Raw genomic sequence first — 22,591 nt, forward strand, 5'->3', positions numbered from 1 at the left:
TCGTATGAGGATGTCCGCATGTCAGAGATGCCAGAGACGAAGAACCCGCTGCCCCGCGAGGTCGCCGACGCCTATGTCGACGAGCTCATCGCCCTCGATCCGGTCACCGGTACGTACCTCGGCGTGAAGGAGAGTTCGAGCAGGCTGCCCGACACGTCGCCCGCCGGCCAGGAGGCGCTCGCGGAGTTGGCGCGGGTGACACTGGCGCGACTGGACGAGGCGGAGCGGCAGCCGGGTGCGGACCGTGACATCGAGCGCCGGTGCGCACGCCTGCTGCGCGAGCGGCTCACCGCGGAACTCGGCGTGCACGAGGCCGAGGAGGGACTGCGGGCCGTCGGCAACATGAGCACGGCCGCGCACGCGGTGCGCGAGGTGTTCACCGTGACGCCGGCGGAGACGGACGAGGACTGGGCCGCGATCGCCGAGCGGCTGCGGGCGGTGCCCACGGCCCTCGACGGCTACCGCGCGTCCCTCGCGCTCGGCCTGGAGCGCAAGTTGTACGCGGGCCCGCGCCCGACCGCGACGTTCGTCGGGCAGCTCACCGAGTGGTCGGACACGGACGGTTCGGGCCGCGGCTGGTTCGAGGACTTCGCGGCGGCCGGTCCCGGGACTCTCCGCGGCGAGCTGGACGAGGCGGCCCGCGCCGCGACCGCCGCCCTCGTCGAACTGCGCGACTGGATGCGCGACGTGTACGCGCCCGCGATCGAGGGCGCGCCGGACACGGTGGGCCGAGAGCGCTACGCGCGCTGGTCGCGGTACTTCAACGGCACGGACCTCGACCTGGACGAGGCGTACGCCTACGGCTGGGCCGAGTACCACCGGCTGCTCGGCGAGATGAGGAAGGAGGCCGAGAAGGTCCTGCCCGGCGCCGAGACCCCGTGGACGGCGCTCGCGTACCTGGACGAGCACGGCAAGCACATCGAGGGCGTCGACGAGGTCCGCGAATGGCTGCAGAGCCTGATGGACCGCGCGATCGACGAGCTGGACGGCACACACTTCGAACTCGCCGAGCGGGTACGGAAGGTGGAGTCCCGCATCGCTCCGCCGGGCAGCGCCGCGGCCCCGTACTACACGGCGCCGTCGGAGGACTTCTCGCGCCCGGGCCGTACGTGGCTGCCGACGATGGGGCTGACCCGCTTCCCGGTGTACGACCTGGTGTCGACCTGGTACCACGAGGGCGTCCCGGGCCATCATCTCCAGCTCGCCCAGTGGGTCCACGTCGCGGAGGACCTCTCCCGCTACCAGGCGACCGTCGGCGGCGTCAGTGCCAACTGCGAGGGCTGGGCGCTGTACGCGGAGCGGCTCATGGACGAACTCGGCTTCCTCAAGGACGCGGAGGAGCGGCTCGGTTATCTGGACGCCCAGATGATGCGCGCGGCCCGCGTCATCGTCGACATCGGCATGCACCTGGAACTGGAGATTCCGGCGGACTCCCCCTTCCGTCCGGGCGAGCGCTGGACCCCCGAGCTGGCGCAGGAGTTCTTCGGCTCCCACAGCAGCCGCCCGGCGGACTTCGTGGAGAGCGAGCTGACCCGCTACCTCTCCATCCCCGGCCAGGCCATCGGCTACAAGCTGGGCGAACGCGCCTGGCTGCTCGGCCGTGAGAACGCGAAGAAGCGGCACGGCGACGCGTTCGACGCGAAGGCCTGGCACATGGCGGCGCTGTCCCAGGGTTCGCTGGGCCTGGACGACCTGGTGGACGAGTTGTCCCGGCTCTGATCCCGTACGGGTTCGGCGGCCGGGCTCAGCACGCGGGAGCCCGGCCGCCGAACCGCACGGGCGGCGGCCTCAGCGCCGGAACCCACCCTCCGAGTCGATGACCTGCCCGGTGACCCACTCCGCCTCGTCCGTCGCGAGCCAGGCGATGAGGCGCGCGGGGTCGTCGGGCATGCCCCAGCGGCCGGCCGGGAACATCGCGGCGACGGTCGCGTAGAGGTCGCCGGTCAGGTAGTCCGTGTCCACGGGGCCCGGGTTGACGGTGTTCACGGTGATGGCGTTCTCGATGAGGGTGACGGACAGGGAACGAGTGATCGAGGCGAGAGCGCCCTTCTGGAGGCCGTACGCGATCTCTTGCGGCATACCGCCCGCGAGGTCCTGTCCGGAGGTCATCATCACGACCCGCCCGCCCGGCGTGCGCGGCGGCAGCGCGGCCCGCAGCCGGGCGTAGGCCTGGACGAGGAGCAGCACCGAGCGCGCGTCGACGGCCCAGTGCGCGTCGAGCATCGCGGCGTCGATCGTGTCGAGCGGGCCGTCCGAGCCGCTGAGCGCGTGGTTGGCGACCAGGATGTCGAGCCGACCGCCGAGCGCGTCCGCGGCCGTGGCGATCAGCTCGGCGGGGGCCGCCGAGTCGGAGAGGTCGCCAGGACCGTCGACGACCCGCGCCTCGGGGTCGGCGAGCGCCTCGCGCACTCCGGCCACGACGTCCTCGGGGCGGTCCGCGCCCCAGGGCATCGCGGCATCGTGTGGCACGTGGTGGTGCAGATACACGCTCGCTCCGTACGCGGCCAGCCGACGGGCCACGGCGTAACCGATCCCGCCTCGCCGGCTGGCGCCGGTGACGAGGGCGGTCCGTCCACGCAACGGGAGGGGGTCGCGGCGCAGGGTTTCGGTGGTGGGGTCCGGGAGTTGGGGCATGGCGGACCATGATGGCGAGGGGGTTCCCGCCTCGCACGTCATTTTCCGAAGCCGGCCCACTCGTCATCCGGCGGAGCCGGCCCACTCGCCACTCCCCGGAGCTGGCCCACTCGTCCGCCCTACGGCAGACCGCCTTACGGCAGACCGCGGCGCCGAAGCCGCATCACGGCACCGGGCAGCCCGAGTTGAACAGGTCCGACTTGAACAGGTCCGACTCGAATCAGCCCGCGAGCCGCCGCAGTTGTACCAGCCCGATCCACGTCTCGGGCCCCGGCTCCACCTGCGCCGCACGCACCGCGTACCGGCCCGGCTCCAGCGCGATCCGGAGATGGCCCGCCTTCTGCGACTCGGCGCCCGGCCAGGCCGCGTCGAACAGGATCACGACTCCCGAGACCTCCCAGTGCACCTCCCGCTCCCACACCGCGGTGCCGAGGGCCGCCGGGACCGCGGCGAGGAGGTCGTGCTCGGACTCCGCGGCACGCCACCGCACGAAGGTGTCGTGCTCGGGCAGATAAGCCGTCGAGGCGGGATCGTCCCCAAGGACGAGGGCCGTGGTGTTCCCCACGGGGAGCAGGCCGATGAACCCCTCCAGCTCACACGCCCTGTCGTAGTCGGACGCGAGCTCGTCGCCGTCCGCCCCCGTCCAGAACGGCAGCACCACTTCCGGTATCGCTATGAGCGGCCCACCGCCCGACTCCACCCACTCGACCGAACTCGGATCCGCGTATCTCGCCATGCGGAGAAGTTACACGCCGGGACGGCCCGCAATTGACGATTCCTTTGCCTGCCGCCCAAGATCGTCATCGGACTGTTCCCGTACGGATTCGCTACGGATTCCGCACGGGTCCTGACACGGGTGCCGGCACAGACACCGTAGGAGGTCAGCAGCCGCAGTCCGCCGCGTCCACCGGCACGGTCAACGGATCGGCGGCGCGCCGCTCACGCCCCTCCCAGGTCTCGAACTCGAAGCCCTCCCGCACCCAGTACTCGAAGCCGCCGAGCATCTCCTTGACCTGGAAGCCGAGTTCGGCGAGGGCGAGGGCGGCGCGGGTCGCGCCGTTGCAGCCCGGGCCCCAGCAGTACGTGACCACCGGCACGGCCTTGTCGAGGAGTTGCTCCGCCTGCTCGGGGATGAGCGCGGTGGGCAGGTGGACCGCGCCGGGCACATGGCCCTGGTCCCAGGACTCCGTGGAGCGGGAGTCGAGGACGACGAAGCCGGGGTCGCCGTCGGTCGTCAGGGAGGCGGCGACGTCGGACACGTCGGCGTGAAAGGCGAGGCTCGCACCGAAATAGGCGGCGGCCGCGGCGGACGATGCCGGGGCGACACGCAGAACGGGGTTCACAGCCGATCCGGCAGTGGCGGTGGCAGTGGCAGTCATGGGGCGCGTAGCGGCGCTGGTCGCGGTCATGGCAAGAAATCTATGGCTCGGCGACCCGTCCCTGAAGGGGCGATCCATGGTCCTCCCCTTGATCAGCCGGGGATTCTCCTGCTATTCCTCGACCATGACCGCGTATTCCCCGGACGCCACCGACTGGCGCATCCTCGACATCCTCCAGCGCGAGGGCCGGGCCGGCTTCGCCGAGCTGGCCCGTGCCGTCTCCATGTCCGCGAGCGCGGTCACCGAACGGGTGCGCCGGCTGGAGGAGGCGGGCGTCATCCAGGGATACGCGGCGGTCGTGGACCCGGAGAGCCTCGGCCTGCCGATCCTCGCATTCGTGCGCCTGCGCTACCCGAACGGCAACTACAAGCCGTTCCACGACCTGGTCGCCGCCACCCCCGAGATCCTCGAAGCGCATCACGTCACGGGCGACGACTGCTTCGTCATCAAGGTCGCGGTCCGCTCGATGGGTCACCTGGAGGAGGTGTCGGGCAAGATCAGCACGCTCGGGTCGGTGACGACCAGTGTCGTCTATTCGTCACCTCTGGCCCGCCGGCCGCTCGGGCACTGAGTGCTCCGCCGGCAGTCCGGTGCATCGACAGCGGGTCCGTCGTGGCCGGTCACAGCCCCGCGCCTCTTCGGGGCACTGCCGAAGCGCACCGGACTTCGCCGCACCCGCTCGGACCCTGTGGAGTACGGGCACCCCGGTCCGCCGGCGCTGTGACCGCGAAGGTTCACCAGGCCGGGCCACGCTCATGGCTCGATCGAGGCCCTGACGTACGCGTGCTGTCGCCGACACTTGACGGTCAGGAGTCGAGCACCCCGGTCCGCCGGCCGGCGACCAGGCGCCACTGCCCCTCCTCCCCGGTGAACCTTCGCGGTCGCAGCACTAGCGATCGGCCCCGCCGGGAGTCCGCCTCATCGTCTGCTTCAGTGACGCGCTGAGCGGATGCTCCGGCCCCAGCAGCCGGTCACTCATTCTCGCCGCCGTCCGGTAGTCGCGTTCCCGGATGAGGTTCACCAGATCGGGCACACCGTCCTGTCCCGCCGCCTCCACCGTCCGCGAGGACAGCGAGAGAACCGTCGGCACACTGCTCAACGCGTTCTCGACGAGCACCGCGCGCTCCTCGTTCCGCGCCCCCCCGTAGGCGTCGAGCGTGTCGCAGGCGCGTTCGCCCAACCGGACTCCGTCGGGCGAGGCGTCGCGCCAGATCTGCCGCAGTCCGACGCCGAAGAAGAGGATCGCCATCTCGACGGTGTCCTGGGCGGGCGGTGCCGCGTCGGCCAGTGCCTTGATGTGCGATGCGTACGGGTCCAGCAACCGGGCCAGCCGGGACACCTCCACGGCACCGGTCAGGGCCTGGTGCGCCTCGGGGATCTGGTCGAAGAGCACACGTACCGCCGCCGAGCGGGCCGCCGTAATGTCCTCCTCAGTCCATTTCGGAGGCGCGGGCGTGCGCATCATCATGCGCAGCACCGGGCTGGTCAGAAAGCTCCCGTCCTCGAACTCCTGGACCACACCCCGTGCCGTCAGCAACGTGATGGCGTCCTGAACCACCTGACGGGCGTGGGCATCCGGCCACAGGCCCCGCAGCAGGTCGACGCGGACAACCGGTCCGTACCAGGCCACGACTCCCAGGAGCTCGTACGCGTGCCGGTTCTGCTCCCGGATCTCGGCGCACACGCGGGCGAGTTCCGCCCGGTCGGGGCTCATGACATACGTGCTCGACCAGTGCTCCCGCGCCACCTTGCGTGTCGTCACCAGGACGGTGCCGGTGCGCAGCGTGTCGAGGCCGTACAGACTCAGGTCCGAGGAGGCCTCGACATGGTCGAGGACCAGCAGCCACCCCTCGTGGGCGTCGAGCCATGACACCGCCCAGCGCGCCTTCCCTTCCGCGGTCCAGGTCGCCCGCCCCCGCACTTCGAGCAGCAACCCGTCCGTCAACTCGGCCAGCGCCTGGACCATGTGGGACACCGAGGAGCAGTCGACCCACCACAGAAGTCGGTATTGGTGCGCGACGCCGTGCACGTAACGGAACACGGTCTTCGTCTTGAAGGTGCCGCGCGGCCCTGCGAGAACGTAGGGCCCCTCTCGCGGAGCGGCCCGCACGGCCGAGTCCAGCCAGGCCAACGCCTGCTGGTCATGGGGGGCATCCCCCGAGGTTCCAGGAACGCCGAGGTTGTTGAGGCCGTCCAGCGGCTCCACCTCCCCCGGATCGAGATATGAACCCTCGTCTTCTCCGTCCAGAAGGCTCAGCGAGGGGGCTGTCAGGCTGTGCAGCGCGCGTACGACGAGCGCCGCGGGCTGCTTCGAGACACCGGCCACGACGCCCAGCAGCTTCCCGGTCACGGGGGCCAGCACCGGGGCGCCGACGGCGTTCGTGGGCACGTGCTGCCCGTCCAGCACGATCATGGACATCGCGGAACCGACGGCCACGTGCTCCGGCGTCCAGCACCGGTAGGCCGTCATCTCGGCGTCCCATTCCCACAGTCCGAGGTGCAGCGTGCCCGGCAGGACGGGCCAGTCCTCCGGGGTCCGGGCCGGTTCGACGGTTCGGCCGGGTTCCAGCCGACGGTCGGTGCGCAGCAGCACGAGGCCGGGGTGGTTGTCACCCTGGGGCGTGTCCTGCCACCAGGCGACCCGGGCACGCAGTGGCCGGGTCGAGGCGGCGCCGACCACCTGGGCCTCCAACGGCGCCCCGGCCGTCAGGACCAGGTCCGGCCCTACGAGGAATCCGTAAGAGGCGAACATCAGATCGCCCACATGGCGATACACCCGGACGAGTCCCCCGACCGCGGACACCAACGGGTCCTGCGCCGCATCGCCCTCTGCCTCCTCCGTCTCCTCCGCCCCCATCAGCTCCCCGAACGGCGCCCCCTGTTCCGGAAGTTGAAGGGTGCCCGTACGGTCGCCGATCAGCGCGGGGAAGTCGACCGAACGGCCGATCCGCGCCCCGATGAAGTCGGAGACCGCGTCCACGGTGCGCCGGGCCGAACTCGACCGGACGGTGAGCTCCAGCAACTCCCGTACGTCGGGGTCGAAGGCGAACACGTCATACGCGCGCCGCCCGCCCGTCCCGTCCAACGGCCGGCCGACCGACATGAGCCCGCCGAGCAGTACCTCGGACAGACAGGCCGGGCCGGAGCCGGGCAGTACCGCCGCCTGGACGACGCGCATCACGGGGAGGGTGAGCGGGTCGACGGCGGCGAGGTGGCCGGCGAGTTCGTAGGCCTCGCAGGACACGGTGGACTGGAAGTCGCGCAGCCTCTCCTCCGGATCGCGACCGTCCGGTTCACCGGGACCGGACGGCGGCTCCGCCGGAGCGGCCGCGTCGACCACCGCGAGGCGCGCCGTCGCTCCCTCGGAGGCGATCAACCGCGCCCAGGGGCCCAGGTCCCACTCGGCCAGCTCCAGGACGGGGACGGGCAGACTGGCATACGGGGTGTGCAGGGCCGTGTTGGCGGGGGCGCTGCGATGGGCACGTACGGTGGTGAACTCAGCGTCAAGACCGGTGCCGCTCCACAGTCGCGCGGGGAGCGGGTTGATCACGGCGGTCGGCGAGACGCGGGACCAGCGGGCAAGGTGCCGCAGCGCCGTTCCGTCGCGCCAGCAGCGGGCGGTGGCATCGGAGAAGGCGAGCACGACGGTCCGCTCGGAGAAAGAGAACCGGGCCCTGGGCAGGGGTGTCGCGAACGAGTGGTCGCGCACGGAGACCTTGCGGAAGATCCCCGACGAGCCCAGTAGCCGGGCGAGTTCGACGACGGTGTCCGCCCACACCCGCATCGACAGGCCGTCGTCGACCACGACCAAGAGGTCCAGCCAGCGCTCGCGCGCCGGCCGCACCACCAGGTCCAGTACGTCGCTGTCGGCGATGGCCTCCGCGGTGGCGGCCTCGTCGAGTTCGACCGCGTACGGCGAGGGGACCGTGCGCTTCAACGGCCGGAGCCCTCGCGCGACCCCGAGCTGATGGGACAGGCCCCGCACGCCGGGGATCCTGACCGGAGCCGCTCCGGTGCCCGGACGTACTCCGGTCAGGGCGTAGACCTGCCGCCGGGACGGGTGCGGGGACGGGACGGGGCTGTCGACCGTGGCGGCCGCGTCCTCGCGGTCAGGCGGAGCCGACCTGGGGGACGTCATGACCTGGGCGGACTCGACGACGGGACCGGCCGGGGCGCCGACGAGGTCCGGCCGCTCGGGCCGGGCGGCGGCGACCGTCTCCTCGGCTGTCCCCGAAGCCCCCGGAAGGGGTGTGTGCAGGGCCAGCCAGAGCAGATCGCTCAGTTCACCCGCCGTCAGGTCGTGGCCCGCCGCCGCCAGAGCCCGCCGGAGCCGGTCGACGAGGAGCTCATCCTGAGCCCGTGTCGCGGAGCTCACGCAGCACCGCCTCCTTCAGATGCCGCTGCTCGGGCTCAACTCCCTGCCGCAACAGGTGCACCGCGTGCAGCAGTTGGTCGGTGGCAAGGTCGCCGAGCCTGCGCTGCTCGACGAACCCCCGGATCAACTCCCGTACGCGGTCCCAGTCGTGGTCGCTCGCGAAGTGCGCGCGGACGATCTTCTCCAGCTGCTCCTCGTCCGGGTAGGGCAGTTCGAGCCGGACGCAGCGGCGCAGGAACGCGGGCGGGAACTCGCGCTCGCCGTTGCTGGTGATGAGCACGAACGGGAACTCCGTGCAGCGGACGGTGCCGCTGTGCACGGTCACGCGCTCCTTCCAGTCCGCCGTGTTGACCTGCACGGTCCGCCGGTCCTCGGGCAACCGGGCCAGCTCCGGGATCTGGAACTCGCCCTCCTCGAGCACGAACAGCAGGTCGTTGGGCAGGTCGACGTCGCTCTTGTCGAACTCGTCGATCAACAACATCCGCGGCCGGCCCCGGTACCGGGTGGCCAGCGCCGTGCCGAGCGCCCCGAGCCGGATGTACGTACCGATGTCGGAGTCCGTGTCGCCGCCCTCGGTACTTCTCCCGCCTCGGTTCGCCCCCTGCTGGTCGCGCAGCCGGCCGATGGCGTCGTACCGGTACAGCTCTCCGTCCAGGGTGGAGCGGGTGTTGACCGGCCAGGTCAGTACGGGGCCGAGGCCGAGTTCGTCGGCGATCGCGTGTGCCAGCGTGGACTTGCCGGTGCCGGGGCGGCCGGTCACCAACAGCGGGCGGCGCAGTCGCAGCGCCGCGTTGACCACGTCGATCTGCTCCTGGCGGATGAGGTAGCGGGTGCGGCTCCGCTTGCCCGAGGGGCGCCGCCAGGGCGGCGGTTCGGGCAGCGGCACGCCGTCCGGGTAGCCGACGCCGTCCCCCTTGAAAAGGCGTTCCGTTCCCTTGGCGAGTCCGTCCGTGGCCTCCGCGCTCATGCGGCTCCTCCCCCCTGTCCGAGACCCAACCGATGGCCGCCGGTCCGCAGGGTGCCCTGCCAGCGGGCGGGCGACCAGCGCGGGTCCTCCCACAGGAGAGCCAGGTTGGCCCCGGGGTGGCCCTCGTCGGCTCCGGCTTCGACTCTCAGCTTCCTTACGTTGCCGAGCAGCTGGTGTGGCCAGTCCTCGCCGACGACGGGTTTGAGGATGCGCTCCTCATGGCCGCCGTGCTCGCCCCGGCACCACAGGACCACCGGCACACCCTGCTGACGGCAGATCCCCACCAGCGGGGCGCGCCTCTCACGTGGACAGCACAGGATCACGCACGCCACGTCCGTGCGCACCGCCAACTCCCGCTCGGCCTGCGCCCGGTCGTACACCACGAGTGGCACATGTCCTCCGCCGGCCCGCTGATGCCAGCGCTCCTGCCACAGTGCGGCGCGCTTCATGGGTCGTCCGCGCAGCACGACAGGGCGGTCCAGGCCGACCGCACGTGGACCGGCCTCGGCGGACGGCACCGGCCAGCGGTCGACGGGCCGTTCGAAGTCGCCGTCCTCGATGATGAACTCCACGTCGACGGAGGCGACCTGCTGCTCCAGTTCCTCGACGGCCTCGGCCAGGTGACCGCACAGCTCGTCACGGGATGCCGGGGCGTCGGAGTACCAGCTGCCGGTCTGGAAGTCGGCGCCGTCGTACGCCCGGATCTCGTACTCGTACACATCGGGCCGGACCGCCCGCACCAGCCGGACCCGCACCACCGGCCGGTGCTCTCCTTGTCCCGCGGCGCGATCGCGGGCACTGTCGCGGCACTCCTTGAGCGCCTTGCGGGACACGCTGTGCCGCGCGGCGACCGACTGGGACCAGGTGCGAAGCCCCTCGCCGCCGGGCCCGCGCCGGGCCGCCGCCTCCTCCACCGCCCGCAGCAGATGGGGCATGGTGTCGGCATGGCGGGGGCGGCGGGCCTCCAGGTGTTCGACGAGTGCGGACAGGTCGGGGACGGTGGTGACCGGGACACCGACGAGGCATCCCGAGTGGCCGGCCGCCATGAGGAGGTCCCGGTAGCCCCGGGGTCCGAGTTCGGCGCACAGGTTCTCGTACTCGACCGGGAGCAGGATGCGTTGCGGGCCCAGTGCGGCGAGCGCGGTCAGCAGATCGCGGCGCCCTGTGTCGGGGAGGTTCGTCCGCCCCATGCGGTGGGCGAGGACGAGCGGGCCGCGCGGATGGGCGAGCACGGCCTCGGCGACGGCCTCCGGCGTACCGGGCCGGCTCCACAGCGCGAGGTCCTCGGCCAGGCGGCGGCCGAGCCAGTGCACGCGCTCGGGCGGCAGTGCGTACCACAGGGTGTCCAGCACGTCGAGCAGCCGTCCGCGGCGCGCACACTCGCGGCGGCCGAGGCCGGCGCTGACGCCCAAGGGCTGCGGCGGCAGTCCGGCCACCGCCAGGAAGGCCCGGACACGGCCCGCCGAAATGCCGTACGCGCGGGGCCGCCCGCCCTCCGCCGATACGACCAGGCCGACGGCCCGGCCCGCCTCACGGTCCCAGAGCGGCGCTCCGCTGAAGCCCTCCCGTACGGCGAAGGCTGCGTGCTCGGCGTCGAACATCAGCCAGCGGGCGCCGATCCGGGCCTTGACCACGACGTCGGTCTGGGTACCCGGTCCGCCTTCTCCGTGCCAGGTTTGCAGAGTGCGGTACAGCTCGGTCTCCCCGAAATCCACCGGGGTGCCCGCCGACGGGATTCTCAGGAGCGCGAGGTCGCCGTCCCACCGGTCGGAGCGCGGGTCTTCCCTGGGCGCCTCCCAGCCCACGAGCCGCGCGGCGCCGTCCGCGAACCGGCCGCCCAGGCCCGGCAGAGACAACCGCAGCCGTGCCAAGTTCTCGTCGTCCGGCGCCTCTTGGTGATCCTTCGGCAGACCGAGCGCGGCGCTGACGACATGCGCGCAGGTGAGTACATGCCCTTCGGCCACAACGACCCCCGCGCCGACCGGGCGCCCCGAGCGGGCGCCGTGGACGGTCACCCAGGCGGAGGCGACCGGAACGTCCAGTGGATCGACGTCGTCGATCATGCGTCGCCGACCTGCCGACCGCCGTCCCGCCGTCCCGCGCCCGACTGACGGTCATCGAAAGTGAACTCTGTGTATTCCCCCATGGGTTGACTGTGCCAGAGACGACCGTGGAGGGAAGGGGGATTACCGTGTTCGCCGCGACAGTGGGAAGCACCGCGTCAGCGCGCACCGCGCTGACGCACCACCGACCCCGACCGCCCCTTCACGATCTCCAGTTGCGCATGGATCCGCCGCCGCAGATCCGCGACGTGGCTGACGATGCCCACACTTCGGTCCCGCTCCCGCAGTGAGTCCAGGACGTCGAGCACCTCGTCGAGCGTCTGGTCGTCGAGGCTGCCGAATCCCTCGTCGATGAAGAGCGTGTCGAGGCGGACCCCGCCCGCCTCGTCCGTGACCACGTCGGCGAGGCCGAGCGCGAGTGCGAGGGAGGCGAAGAAGGTCTCGCCGCCGGAGAGGGTCGCCGTGTCGCGCTCGCGTCCGGTCCAGGCGTCTACGACGTGCAGGCCGAGGCCGCTGCGGCCGCGCCCGGAGCGGTCGTCGGAGTGGACGAGGGTGTAGCGCCCGGCGGACATGCGCTGCAGCCGCGAGGTCGCGGCGGCGGCCACCTGTTCCAGGCGGGCGGCCAGCACGTAGGACTCCAGGCGCATCTTCCGCTCGTTGTCCGCGGAGGTGCCCGCCGCGAGGGTGGCGAGGCGGGCCACCCGGTCGTACTCCTCGCGCAGCGGCCCCAGCCGGCGCACCGAGGTCACCGCCCGGAGGGTCAGCCGGTCGAGTTCCGCGCAGCGGCGGGCTGCCGCGTCGCGCGTGGAGGCGGCCTCGCGCACCCGCCGGTCGGCGACGGAGGCTGCCCGCTCGGCCGTCTCCACGTCGGCCGGTGGGTGCTGCGCGGCGGCCGCCGTCTCGGCCTCGGCGAGTACCGCGCGGACCGCCGCCTCCTCCTGTTGCCAGGCGTCGAGCCGCCGTTGGAGCTCTCGGTGGGCCGCGTCGTCGAGGAGGGCGGCCGCCGCGGCCCGCGGCGTGTCGAAGCCGGCACGGAACGCCGCGTCGGCGAGTCGCGCGTCGGCGTCCTTGAGCCGCTGCGCGGTGTCCGCCGCGGTCCGCGCGGTGTCCGCGGCCTCGGTGAGCAGCGCGACCTGCCGCTCCAGCTGGGCAGTGCGCGCGGAGACACTGCCCGCGTCACCCCGGGCCTGCGCCAACTCCTCCTCCAGGGAGGCCCTTTCGCGGTCCAGGGTTTCCCGGCGGCCGACCCGGGACGCGACGCTGACGGCTGCCTGCTGGCGGGCGGCCGCCCGCCGTTCGCGCTCCTGCTCGCCCTGTCTCAGCTCCTCGTTCGCCAGGTGCAGCCCGGAGGCACCGCGCCGCGCCTCCGTGTACCGGCTCTCCAACTCCTCGACCTGCTCGGCGAGTCGGGCCGTGGGCGTGTCACCCGCCTCGGCGGTGGCGGCGGCCAGCGCCTCACGTACGACGCCGAGCCTCCGCTCGTCCTCGGCGCGCTCCTTGTCGGCGCGCTGGTAGGCGGCCAGGGCCCGCTCCTCCGCCTCGCGGTCGACATGTCCTTCGACCTTCCGCGCGGGCGCCGGGTGTTCGGTGGCTCCGCAGACGGCGCAGGGTTCGCCGTCGGCCAGGCTCGCGGCCAGTTCGGCGGCGATGCCGTTCAGGCGCTGCTCCTTGACGTCGAGCCAGTGGGCGCGGGCCTGCAGCGCGCGTTCGGCCGAGGCGAGGACCTGCCGCTGTGTCCCGTCCGTGTCGTCGGCGAGCTGGTCGCGCATCCGGGCCGCCGAGAGCCGCTTCTGGGCGGGCTCGCGCTGGACGGCGAGCTGCTCGGCGCGGCCGGCGGCCTCCTGGGCGGATTCGATACGGGACTTCAGGCCTTCCCGGGTCGTCTCCCACTCGGAGAGCCACACCTCGGCTTCTTGCAGCACGTCCTCGTCGGCCCGCTCCTGACGGTCCAACGCGCCGCGCTCGTCGACGAGTTCGGCGAGCCGCTGCTCCGAGCGGCGGGCCGACTCAAGGCCGCCCAGCTCCTCGGCCACCTTGCGCGCGGCGGCCGCGAGGCCCGTCGCCCCGGCGTCGGCGAAGGTCTCCGGAAGCAGGGCACGCGCGCGTACCTCGGCGTCGGCCGCCCGCCGGTGCTCGGTCTCCGTCGCGTCGCGCAACCCGAGCGCGGGTGCCACCGCCTCGGCCTTTCGGGCGCGCTCCATCCGCGCCTGGGCCTCCCGGTGCGCGCCGGACCGCTCCTCCAGAAGCGCCGCCCGCTCCCGTGCCTCGGCGAACCGGCGCTGGAGCCGCGCCACTTCCCGTACGTCCTCGTGTACGCGATCCGCCGCGGCCTGCGCCGACTCGGCGGCCGTCTGGGCGCAGTGGGCGACCGTGAACCTCTCGCGGGCCGTGCTCCTGGCGATCGCCGCCCACTCCAGGACGGACTCGGCGAGCCCCGGGTCGCCGGGGGTCAGGTCGGGCAGCGGCAGCTCCACGATGTCACCGGCCGCCTGCTGCATGCGGTGTGCGTCGGCGAGCAACTCCGCGTCCCCGGCGCGCACCTGGGTCTCGGCGGCGCGCCGGAGCTCGGCCAGCCGCTGCTCGACGGCGGCGAAGCGGCGGGTGTCGAAGAGACGGCCGAGAAGCTTGCCCCGGGCCTCGGCGTCGGCCCGCAGGAAGCGCGCGAAGTCGCCCTGGGGCAGCAGCACCACCTGGCAGAACTGTTCGCGGCTCATGCCGAGCAGCTGGGTGATCTCCTCGCCGATCTCCTGGTGGGAGCGGCTCAGGTCCTTCCAGGAGGCCGTCGACGCCTCGTACTCGCGCAGCCAGCTCTGCGCCTTCTCGGTCGTGGTGCCCGTGCCGCGCTTCTTGGGGCGCTCCCACGGCGGCTGCCGGGTGAGCTCCAACCGGCGTCCGGCGACGGTGAGTTCGAGCGTCACCTCGGTGCGGGTGGCGGCGGTCGCATGGTCGCTGCGCAGCGAACCGCCCTGCCGGGCGCCCGGCACCGACCCGTACAGCGCGTAGCAGACGGCGTCCAGGACGGAGGTCTTTCCGGCGCCGGTCGGTCCGTGCAGCAGGAAGAGCCCGGCGGCCGACAGGTCGTCGAAGTCGACCTCCTGTTCCGTGCCGAACGGCCCGAAGGCGGTGATGCGCAGCCGGTGCAGCCTCATCGGGCCCCCGCCCCCTCGATGATGTCCAGGTCGTACGGCTTCACCGGGCGACCTCGCGGACGGTGTCGTCGGTGCGGACGGCGTCGAACGCGTCCTGGAGCACGGTCTGTTCGCGCGCGTCGGGTCCCGCGCCGCGCACATGGGCCACGAAGTCCTCGGCGATCTGCCGGTCGGTGCGCCCCGCGAGGCGCCGGGCGTACGAGACGTCGGGGTCGTCCGGCGCCCGATCGGGGTCGAAGACGAGGCTGAGCGTGTGCGGGAAGCGCTCGGTGAGGCGTGCCATGGGCTCGGCCGGGCGCACCGGGTCGGTGAGGGTCGCCTCGACCCACGCCTCCTCGTGGCGCGTCAGCTCCGGGTCGGCGAGCAGTTCCTCCAGCGGGCCCCTGATGCGGGCGAGCGCGCGCGGTACGGGGCAGTCGACGCGCTCGGCGCCGACCGATCCGTCGGCTGCCAGGTCGATCAGCCACATGCTCTTGCGGTGGTCCGTCTCCGAGAAGGAGTACGGCAGCGGCGATCCCGAGTAGCGCACGCGCTCGGTGATGGTCTGGCTGCCGTGCAGATGCCCGAGCGCCGCGTAGTCGACCCCGTCGAACACTCCGGCGGGCACGGACGCGACCCCGCCCACCGTGATGTCCCGCTCGCTCTCGCTGGCCTCGCCGCCGGTGACGAAGGCGTGGGCGAGGACGACGGAACGGGTGCCGGGCGCGCGCGTGGCGAGGTCGGCGCGGACCCGGTCCATGGCGGCGGCGAGCACGGCCTCGTGGCCCGCCTTGTCCACCGCGAACTCGTCCTTCACGAGGGCCGGTTCGAGATAGGGCAGCCCGTAGAAGGCCACCTCACCGGACTCGTCCTTCATCATCACGGGCGTGCCGCACGCCGAGGGCTCGGTCCGCAGATGGATGCCCGCGCGGTCGATGAGCCCGGCACCGACGCCGAGCCGGCGCGCCGAGTCGTGGTTCCCGGAGATCATCACCGTCGGCACACCGAGGTCGGCCAGCCGGTGCAGGGCCTCGTCGAAGAGCTCGACCGCGGCCAGCGGCGGGACCGCCCGGTCGTACACGTCCCCCGACACGACCACCGCGTCCACGGCGCGCTCACGCACGGTAGTGACGAGGTGGCCGATGAACTCGGCCTGGGCATCGAGCATGTTCACCCGGTGGAACGCCCGGCCCAGATGCCAGTCGGAAGTGTGCAGGAGCCTCATGATCCCCGAGACTAACGGCCGGGTCGGACATCACGGGCGGCTACTCCCGTATCGGCCCGTTATGCGTCCCCGTACGCCTCTCCGCCCAGTTCGAAGCCCGCTGTCCCGGCTGTGACGTCGGCCAGCCATCCCCGGAAGGCCTCCACATCGGCGTCCGGCAACCCGATCTCGATCGTGACGGCCTCCTCGTAGCGCACGTCACGCACCTCGCGCCCGGTCGACCGCAGGTCGTTCTGCACCTTGCCGGCCCGCTGGTGGTCGACCGTGACGGTGGCGAGGCGAAAGCGCCTGCGCGTGATCGTCCCGAGGGTGTCCAGGGCCTCCCCCACCGCTCCGCCGTAGGCCCGGATGAGGCCGCCCGCGCCGAGCTTGGTCCCGCCGTAGTAGCGGGTGACGACGGCGACCACGTACCGCATGTCCCGCCGCAGCAGCATCTGCAGCATCGGGACGCCCGCGGTGCCGCCGGGTTCGCCGTCGTCGCTCGCCTTCTGGACGGCGGCGTCGGCGCCGATGACGTACGCGAAGCAGTTGTGCGTGGCGTCCGCGTGCTCCTTGCGGACGGCCGCGACGAAGGCCTGGGCCTCCTGCTCGGTGGCCGCAGGCGCGAGGGCGCAGAGGAAGCGGGAGCGGTTGATCTCGGTCTCGTGCACGCCTGCGCGGGCCACCGTGCGGTACTCGTCCTGCATCGGGCCAGCGTATGCGCCCCACGCGCGCGTGCCGCCGTCCGGTCCGCCGAGGTCAGTCCTTCTTGCTCTTCTTGCCGCGCGGCACGGTCATGTCGGTGAGCAGCGCGGCGCCCGGGCCGAGGGACTCCCAGCCGCGGCCGTACCAGGCCAGGACGGCGATCGCCGATGTGGGGAACTTCGTCCGTACGTCGTCCAGCGTGTCGTCGACGCCGTCCCCGGCCAGGGTGAGCACCAGCTCCTCCAGACCGGGGTTGTGCCCGATCAGCAGCAACGTCTTGACCTCGGCGGGCACTTCGCGGACGACCGTCAGCAACTCCGGTACGTCGGCCGCGTACACCCGCGGATCGAGGTGTACGGGAGGGGGCGTGCCCCACTGCCCGGCGGCCAGTTCCCAGGTCTGCCGGGCGCGTACGGCGGTGGAGCAGAGCGCGAGGTCGGGCAGGCAGTCGGCCTCGGCCAGCGCGCGCCCGGCGGCGGGGGCGTCGCGGCGGCCGCGCGGCGCGAGCGGCCGCTGGTGGTCGGGGACGCCGTCCGGCCAGGCGGACTTGGCGTGCCGCAGCACGACCAGGCGGCGCAGCGGGCCGCCTCCGGCGCGCGCGGTCATACCGGGCCCTCCCGGCCGATGTCACGGGTGAGTTCGAGCCCGAGGAGCCGGTCCGCGTAGGCGTACGTCTCGAAGCGGGCACCGTCCGGAACGGTCCCCGAGGTCGCCACCTTTCGCAGGACGCCGAGTACGGCGGGCACGTCCAGATCGTCCTCCCAGGCGGCGCGCAGCTGGTCGCGTACGGGATCGGGGATGGGTCCTGACGGCTTGGTGGCCCAGGCGGCGACGGCCCCGCGCCAGCGCCTCAGCTTCTCCTCGGCGTCCGCGAGGTCGGCCGCGGCGAGCCGCAGGGGCTCGCGGCGGGGACGCGCGAGCAGGGCGAGGCGCAGGGCCGAGGCGCTCTCCTCGTCCTGGGCGCCGCTCTCGTCGTCGACCGGGGCGACCTCGACGCGCAGGCCGCCCGCCGCCTCGCCGCCCAGGCCGAGCACATGCAGGACCTGGGCCTCGCCCAACCCCGTTCCGCTGTCCCGTTCCTCCTCGAACGGCCGGATGCCGAGCGCCCGGGCGCGGGCCCGTAGTTCCGTGTGGTCCGCCGCGCCGGTCAGCACGGTCCAGACGGGCGTCCCGCCGAGTTCCAGGGCGCGTACGAGGACGTCGGCGACCAGGAGCACCCGCAGGCCGGTGGTGTCGGGGCGGGGCACATGGGCCTCGACACGGGTCAGGCCCCGACGGGCGGGGGTGGCGTCCGTGGGCACGCCGATTCGGGGGTCGGTGATACGCAGCACGGCTTGAGCGTAGGCGTGTGAGGGGCCGGGCGCAGGGAGGCGGACGTCATTCCGGACACGCGTTCGCGGTTCAGGCATCCGCGGGTCGGCCCACGGTGCCCAGAAAGCGCACGTGAGGCCGGTCGTCGGGGCCGCCGCGCGTGACGGCGGCGCGGACTCCGTACACCTCGGCGATGAGCTCCTCGGTGAGGATGTCGCCCGGGCTGCCGCAGGCCACCACGCGCCCCTCGCGCAGGACGACGAGCTGGTCGCAGTACATCGCCGCGAGGTTGAGGTCGTGCAGCGCGACGACGCTGGTGACGGGGAGCGAGGTGACGAGGGTCAGCAGGTCGAGCTGGTGCTGGATGTCGAGGTGGTTGGTCGGTTCGTCGAGGAGGAGTTCGCGCGGTTCCTGGGCGAGTGCGCGGGCGATCTGCACACGCTGGCGCTCGCCGCCCGAGAGGGTGTGCCAGGACTGGTGGGCACGGTCGGTCAGGCCGGTGCGGCGCAGGGCCCGGCGGACGGCCTGTTCGTCGGCCGTGGACGCGGGGGTCCAGGCTCGGCGGTGCGGTATGCGGCCCAGGCGTACGACGTCCAGGACACTCAACTCGACCTGGGTGTCCGCCTGTTGTTCGACCACGGCGATCCGGCGGGCGATGTCGCGGCGGTGCAGTTCGGCGAGGGGACTGCCGTCGAGTGTGACGACGCCCGAGACCGGAGCGAGGACGCCGGCGAGCAGGCGCAGGAGGGTGGATTTGCCGGACCCGTTCGGTCCGAGCAGGCCGACGGTGGAGCCGGGGGCCGGGGTGACGCTGACGCCGTCGAGGATGAGACGGCCGTCGGCGGTACGGCTGACCCGGTCGGCGCGGAGGCCCCGGTCCGTCTTCTCGGCCTCGGTGCGGAGGCCCTCGTCCGTCTTCTCGGCCCCGGTGCGGAGGTTCTCGTTCATCGCGTCCGCCTCGTCCGGTACAGCACCAGCACGAAGACCGGCACTCCGATCAGCGAGGTCACCACGCCCACCGGCACATCCTGCGGGTCGAGGACCGTACGGGCCAGGGTGTCCACCCACACCAGGAACACCGCCCCGGCGAGGGCGGCGACCGGCAGCAGCCGTGCGTGCCCGGAACCCACCAGCGCCCGGGCGGCGTGCGGCAGGACGAGACCGACGAAGCCGATCGCGCCCGCCGAGCTGACCAGCGCGGCCGTCAGGAGTGCCGTGGCGCAGAGCAGCACCAGGCGGGTACGGGCCACGGACACCCCGAGCGTCGCGGCGGCGTCCTGGCCGAAGGCGAACGCGTCGAGCGTGCGCGCGTATCCGAGGCACACGAGCAGCGTCACCGCGAGGACCGCCAGACAGAGCCAGACGTCGGTCCAGCCCGCGCCGCTCAGCGAGCCGAGCAGCCAGAACAGCACCCCGCGGGTGGTCTCGGCGTCGGCGGCGGTCATCACGACGAAGGAGGTGAGCGCGGAGAAGAGCTGCATCGCGGCGACGCCGCTCAGTACCACCCGGTCCGTCGTGTCGCCGAGGGTGTGGCTGAGCAGCAGGACGAGCCCGAACGAGACGAGCGCGCCGAGGAACGCACCCGCGGAGACCGACACCAGGCCGCCGCCGGCCCCGAGGACGACGACGGCGACCGCGCCGGTCGAGGCTCCAGAGGAGACCCCGAGGACGAACGGGTCGGCGAGCGGATTGCGCAGCAGGGACTGCATCACCGCGCCGCACACGGCGAGGCCGGCCCCGCACACCGCCGCCAGGAGCGTGCGTGGCAGGCGCAGCTGCCAGACGATTCCGTCCCTGATCGGCGTCAACTCCGAGCTGCCCCAGCCGAGATGGGCGGCCACCACGGACCAGACGTCACCGACCCGGATGTCCGCCGGGCCGATGGTGATCGCGACGGCGACGGACGCGCAGAGCAGACCGGCACCGCCCACGGTGAGCAGTCCCAGGCGGAACCGCGTCACCCTGCCAGGCCGAACTCGCGCAGGGCCGCGGCGACCTGCTCGACGCCCTCGACCGTGCGGATGGTCGGGTTCATGGCCTGCCCGCTGAGCAGCACGTACCGCTTCTTTTTGACCGCGGTCATGTTCTTGGTGACCGGGTCGGACTCCAGGAACTCGATCTTCTTCGCGGCGGACTCGGCGGTCTGCGACTTACGGGTCAGGTCGCCGATGACCAGCACGTCGGGATCGCGGTCGGCGACCGTCTCCCAGTTGATCTGGGGCCACTCCTCGTGCGTGTCGTCGAAGACGTTCTTCGCGCCGAGGGAGCGGGTGATGACGCCGGGCGCGCCGCAACAGCCCGCCATGTAGGGGGAATCGGAGTTGGCGAACCAGTAGAGGAGGGTGACGTCCGAGGCATCGATCCCCGAAGTGGCCTTCTTCATGCGCCGTTGGAGCTCGGCGACGAGTCGCTCGCCCCGGTCCTCCACACCGAACACCTTGGCCAGGTCGCGGACTTCGCCGTAGATGGCGTCGATGCCGAGCGGCGTCTTGCGTGCGCCGTCCCCGTCGCCGGTGTTGTCCTTGCCCGCGCAGTCGGAGGGCGAGACGTACGTGGGCACGCCGAGCTTCTCGAACTGGTCCCGGGTGGCCACGCCTCCCTTGCCGAGCGTGGACACGAACGAGGCGGCGACGAAGTCGGGGTCGGCGTCCAGGACCCGTTCGAAGGAGGGGTTGTTGTCGGCGATCCGCTCGACCTTCGCGTTCGCCTTGGCCAGGCTCTTCAGCACCGGGTCGGTCCAGGTGGCGGTGCCGGCCATACGGTCGGCGAGCCCCAGCGAGAGCATGATCTCGGTGGTGCCCTGGTTGAGGGAGACCGCGCGTTGGGGCGGTGACTCGACGCGTACGGTACGGCCGCAGTTGTCGAGGGTGACGGCGGTTCTGGACGCCGCGTCGGACGCGGCCCCCGAACCGCAGCCGGTCAGCAGAAGGGCCCCGGAAAGGAGCAGGGCGGCAGGGCGGGCGGGACGTGCGATCGGCACGGGAGTTCCTCAGACGTCGAGGGCTCGAACGCGGAGCCCGGTCGTACGGTGCTCCCCCGCCGTCGTCGACCGCGGGGGCCGCCAGCAGGTCTTCGGACTCGGGGTCACCCGGACGAAGCGCCTTCCCGGACCGCCGTGTTGGTCCAGTGGCCGATGCCTCGCCCGTCACCCTCACCGCTGCGCGTCAGCTCCGGATTTCCACCGGATTCCCTGACCCACGTACATGGGTTCGACTGGCCTCGGCAAGCTATCACGTACCGGTAGAGGGCCGGTCGGAGGCCTGGACGGCGGCCGTCCGGGGAATCGCCGCGGCCGGCCCGCTGTTGTGGGCGACAGCAGAGCAGGCACCCATCGCAGGCACACATCCCAAGGAGGCCGACCGTGTACGGCGACCCGGCAACGATCCGCAAGATCCTCACCGAGCTGGGCGACACCTGGGCGGTCGTCGGCCTCTCGTCGAACGAACGGCGGGCCGCATACGGCGTGGCGGACGTCCTACAGCGCTTCGGCAAGCGCGTCGTCCCGGTCCATCCGAAGGCCGAGACGGTCCACGGGGAGCAGGGGTACGCCTCCCTCGCCGACATCCCCTTCGAGGTGGACGTGGTGGACGTGTTCGTCAACAGCGACCTCGCGGGTTCCGTCGCCGACGAGGCGGCCGCGATCGGCGCGAAGGCGGTCTGGTTCCAGCTCGGCGTCATCGACGAAGCCGCGTACGACCGCACCCGGTCCGCCGGGCTCGACATGGTCATGGACCGCTGCCCCGCCATCGAGATCCCGCGCCTGGGCTGACCCGCGGTACGGCCACGCACGGCCACCCCGGAGTCTGGGGCTCCGGCTCCGGCTCCGGGCTCCGGGCGGCGCCACCGCTTCCGCGACGCGCCGTCTCGTGCTCGTGCTCGTGCTCGTGCTCGTGCTCGTGCTCGTGCTCGTCAGCGCGCGCCTACCACCTGCGTTGCGCCGAAGTCTCTCCGTCGGCGGCGCGTCCCGCGGTGTTCGACGGTGCCGAGGGGGCCTCGAAGAGCGAGCCGGGCCGTGCGGGTGGTTCCACCACAGGGGCGGCCGCGCGTCGGCGTGCCGACTGCCGACCCCAGTCACCGTCGCCGAGGACCAGCATCGGGTCGAACATCACCACCACTCCCGCCAGCAGCAGGAAGATGCACGGCCCCAGGAGCATGGGAAGCAGGATCGAGTGGGCGGAGTCGCCCGACCATGACATGCCGGTGGCGTCGTTGAGGTTCACGCTGACGGCCGCCATGCCGGTGTAGTGCATGCCGGACACGGCGATGCCCATGACGAGGCTGGCTCCCAGGCTCGTCAGGAAGCCGCGGATCGCGATCGCCGCCCAGAGCGCGGCGGTGGCGGCGCCGATGGCGATCACCACGGAGAGCGTGACGATGCCCATGTCGTACCGGAGGTCGCCGTTCAGACGGATGGCCGCCATGCCTATGTAGTGCATGGCGGCCACGCCGAGACCGGTGAACGCACCCGCGACGAACAAGGTCGTCCAGCTCGCGCCGCGGTAGCCGACGGCGAAGACGCCGAGGCCGACCACGAGGATCGCCACGGCGAGACTGAGGATCGTCACACCGACGTCATACCTGAGGCGGGTTTCCTCGACCTGAAAGCCGATCATGGCGATGAAGTGCATCGTCCAGATCCCGCAGCCGATCGATACCGCTCCGAGGGCCAGCCAACCCGGCTTCCAGGACTTCTCGTTGCGCAGTGACCTGGTGATGCAGCGCAACCCGAGGGCGCTTCCCAGACATGCCATGACGTAAGCAGCCACGGGTGTGACCGTCCCGTAGCTGAAACCGTCGATTGTGCCTTGCATTGCCAACATCCCCC

18 protein-coding genes and 1 riboswitch are annotated in these 22,591 nt (G+C 72.3%); of the genes, 3 read left to right on the forward strand and 15 right to left on the reverse strand.

What is annotated here, in order from left to right; all coding sequences use genetic code 11:
* The first annotated feature begins 27 nt into the window (after positions 1 to 27).
* Positions 28 to 1,719 carry a DUF885 domain-containing protein gene (locus AB0I18_RS22550; protein ID WP_363107378.1) on the forward strand — a complete coding sequence of 564 codons (1,692 nt, stop codon included), beginning with the start codon at positions 28 to 30 and terminating at the stop codon, positions 1,717 to 1,719.
* 69 nt (positions 1,720 to 1,788) lie between these two features.
* Here the strand turns inward: AB0I18_RS22550 and AB0I18_RS22555 are convergent, their stop codons facing one another.
* The 3 genes from AB0I18_RS22555 to AB0I18_RS22565 form a co-directional block, all read right to left on the reverse strand.
* Positions 1,789 to 2,634, reverse strand: coding sequence for an SDR family oxidoreductase (locus AB0I18_RS22555; RefSeq protein WP_363107342.1), 846 nt, complete (start codon positions 2,632 to 2,634; stop codon positions 1,789 to 1,791).
* A 220-nt stretch (positions 2,635 to 2,854) separates the two neighbouring features.
* A complete protein-coding gene (locus tag AB0I18_RS22560; protein WP_363107343.1) occupies positions 2,855 to 3,370 on the reverse strand; it encodes an immunity 21 family protein in 516 nt (171 codons plus the stop codon).
* A gap of 145 nt (positions 3,371 to 3,515) precedes the next feature.
* Positions 3,516 to 4,013, reverse strand: coding sequence for a rhodanese-like domain-containing protein (locus tag AB0I18_RS22565; RefSeq protein ID WP_363107379.1), 498 nt, complete (start codon positions 4,011 to 4,013; stop codon positions 3,516 to 3,518).
* Positions 4,014 to 4,137: 124 nt separating this feature from the next.
* Here AB0I18_RS22565 and AB0I18_RS22570 point away from each other — a divergent pair, with 124 nt between their 5' ends.
* The gene (locus AB0I18_RS22570) at positions 4,138 to 4,584 is read left to right on the forward strand and encodes an Lrp/AsnC family transcriptional regulator (RefSeq protein WP_363107344.1); all 447 of its coding nucleotides are present in this window, start codon (positions 4,138 to 4,140) and stop codon (positions 4,582 to 4,584) included.
* A 318-nt stretch (positions 4,585 to 4,902) separates the two neighbouring features.
* Here the strand turns inward: AB0I18_RS22570 and AB0I18_RS22575 are convergent, their stop codons facing one another.
* The 11 genes from AB0I18_RS22575 to AB0I18_RS22625 all read right to left on the reverse strand — a co-directional run bounded on the left by AB0I18_RS22575 (position 4,903) and on the right by AB0I18_RS22625 (position 20,746).
* Entirely contained in the window at positions 4,903 to 8,388 is a 3,486-nt protein-coding gene (locus AB0I18_RS22575) for an SAV_2336 N-terminal domain-related protein (protein WP_363107345.1), read from the reverse strand.
* The gene (locus AB0I18_RS22580; RefSeq protein ID WP_363107346.1) at positions 8,360 to 9,355 is read right to left on the reverse strand and encodes a MoxR family ATPase; all 996 of its coding nucleotides are present in this window, start codon (positions 9,353 to 9,355) and stop codon (positions 8,360 to 8,362) included. The genes AB0I18_RS22575 and AB0I18_RS22580 overlap by 29 nt, the downstream gene beginning before the upstream one ends.
* The gene (locus tag AB0I18_RS22585) at positions 9,352 to 11,418 is read right to left on the reverse strand and encodes a trypsin-like peptidase domain-containing protein (protein ID WP_363107347.1); all 2,067 of its coding nucleotides are present in this window, start codon (positions 11,416 to 11,418) and stop codon (positions 9,352 to 9,354) included. The genes AB0I18_RS22580 and AB0I18_RS22585 overlap by 4 nt, the downstream gene beginning before the upstream one ends.
* A 158-nt stretch (positions 11,419 to 11,576) precedes the next feature.
* Positions 11,577 to 14,567, reverse strand: coding sequence for an SMC family ATPase (locus AB0I18_RS22590; protein WP_363107348.1), 2,991 nt, complete (start codon positions 14,565 to 14,567; stop codon positions 11,577 to 11,579).
* 40 nt (positions 14,568 to 14,607) lie between these two features.
* On the reverse strand, positions 14,608 to 15,771 hold the full coding sequence (locus tag AB0I18_RS22595; RefSeq protein ID WP_363107349.1) for an exonuclease SbcCD subunit D: 1,164 nt from the start codon (positions 15,769 to 15,771) through the stop codon (positions 14,608 to 14,610).
* Positions 15,772 to 15,830: 59 nt separating this feature from the next.
* On the reverse strand, positions 15,831 to 16,457 hold the full coding sequence (locus AB0I18_RS22600; protein WP_363107350.1) for a YigZ family protein: 627 nt from the start codon (positions 16,455 to 16,457) through the stop codon (positions 15,831 to 15,833).
* Between the two features lie 52 nt (positions 16,458 to 16,509).
* Positions 16,510 to 17,061, reverse strand: a complete 552-nt coding sequence (locus AB0I18_RS22605; RefSeq protein WP_363107351.1) for a histidine phosphatase family protein — start codon at positions 17,059 to 17,061, stop codon at positions 16,510 to 16,512.
* A complete protein-coding gene (locus AB0I18_RS22610) occupies positions 17,058 to 17,786 on the reverse strand; it encodes a hypothetical protein (RefSeq protein ID WP_363107352.1) in 729 nt (242 codons plus the stop codon). Before AB0I18_RS22610 ends, AB0I18_RS22605 begins: the two co-directional genes overlap by 4 nt.
* Positions 17,787 to 17,856: 70 nt before the next feature.
* On the reverse strand, positions 17,857 to 18,714 hold the full coding sequence (locus tag AB0I18_RS22615) for an ABC transporter ATP-binding protein (RefSeq protein ID WP_363107353.1): 858 nt from the start codon (positions 18,712 to 18,714) through the stop codon (positions 17,857 to 17,859).
* Entirely contained in the window at positions 18,711 to 19,727 is a 1,017-nt protein-coding gene (locus tag AB0I18_RS22620; protein WP_363107354.1) for an iron chelate uptake ABC transporter family permease subunit, read from the reverse strand. Before AB0I18_RS22620 ends, AB0I18_RS22615 begins: the two co-directional genes overlap by 4 nt.
* A complete protein-coding gene (locus tag AB0I18_RS22625; RefSeq protein ID WP_363107355.1) occupies positions 19,724 to 20,746 on the reverse strand; it encodes an ABC transporter substrate-binding protein in 1,023 nt (340 codons plus the stop codon). The genes AB0I18_RS22620 and AB0I18_RS22625 overlap by 4 nt, the downstream gene beginning before the upstream one ends.
* 65 nt (positions 20,747 to 20,811) lie before the next feature.
* Positions 20,812 to 20,999: riboswitch (cobalamin riboswitch) on the reverse strand.
* 128 nt (positions 21,000 to 21,127) lie between these two features.
* Here AB0I18_RS22625 and AB0I18_RS22630 point away from each other — a divergent pair.
* Entirely contained in the window at positions 21,128 to 21,535 is a 408-nt protein-coding gene (locus tag AB0I18_RS22630; RefSeq protein ID WP_363107356.1) for a CoA-binding protein, read from the forward strand.
* 151 nt (positions 21,536 to 21,686) lie between these two features.
* Here AB0I18_RS22630 and AB0I18_RS22635 read toward each other — a convergent pair whose 3' ends face one another.
* On the reverse strand, positions 21,687 to 22,577 hold the full coding sequence (locus AB0I18_RS22635) for an MHYT domain-containing protein (RefSeq protein ID WP_363107357.1): 891 nt from the start codon (positions 22,575 to 22,577) through the stop codon (positions 21,687 to 21,689).
* Positions 22,578 to 22,591 lie beyond the last annotated feature (14 nt).

The sequence above is a fragment of the Streptomyces sp. NPDC050704 genome, from assembly GCF_040654355.1.
Taxonomy (GTDB): Bacteria; Actinomycetota; Actinomycetes; order Streptomycetales; family Streptomycetaceae; genus Streptomyces.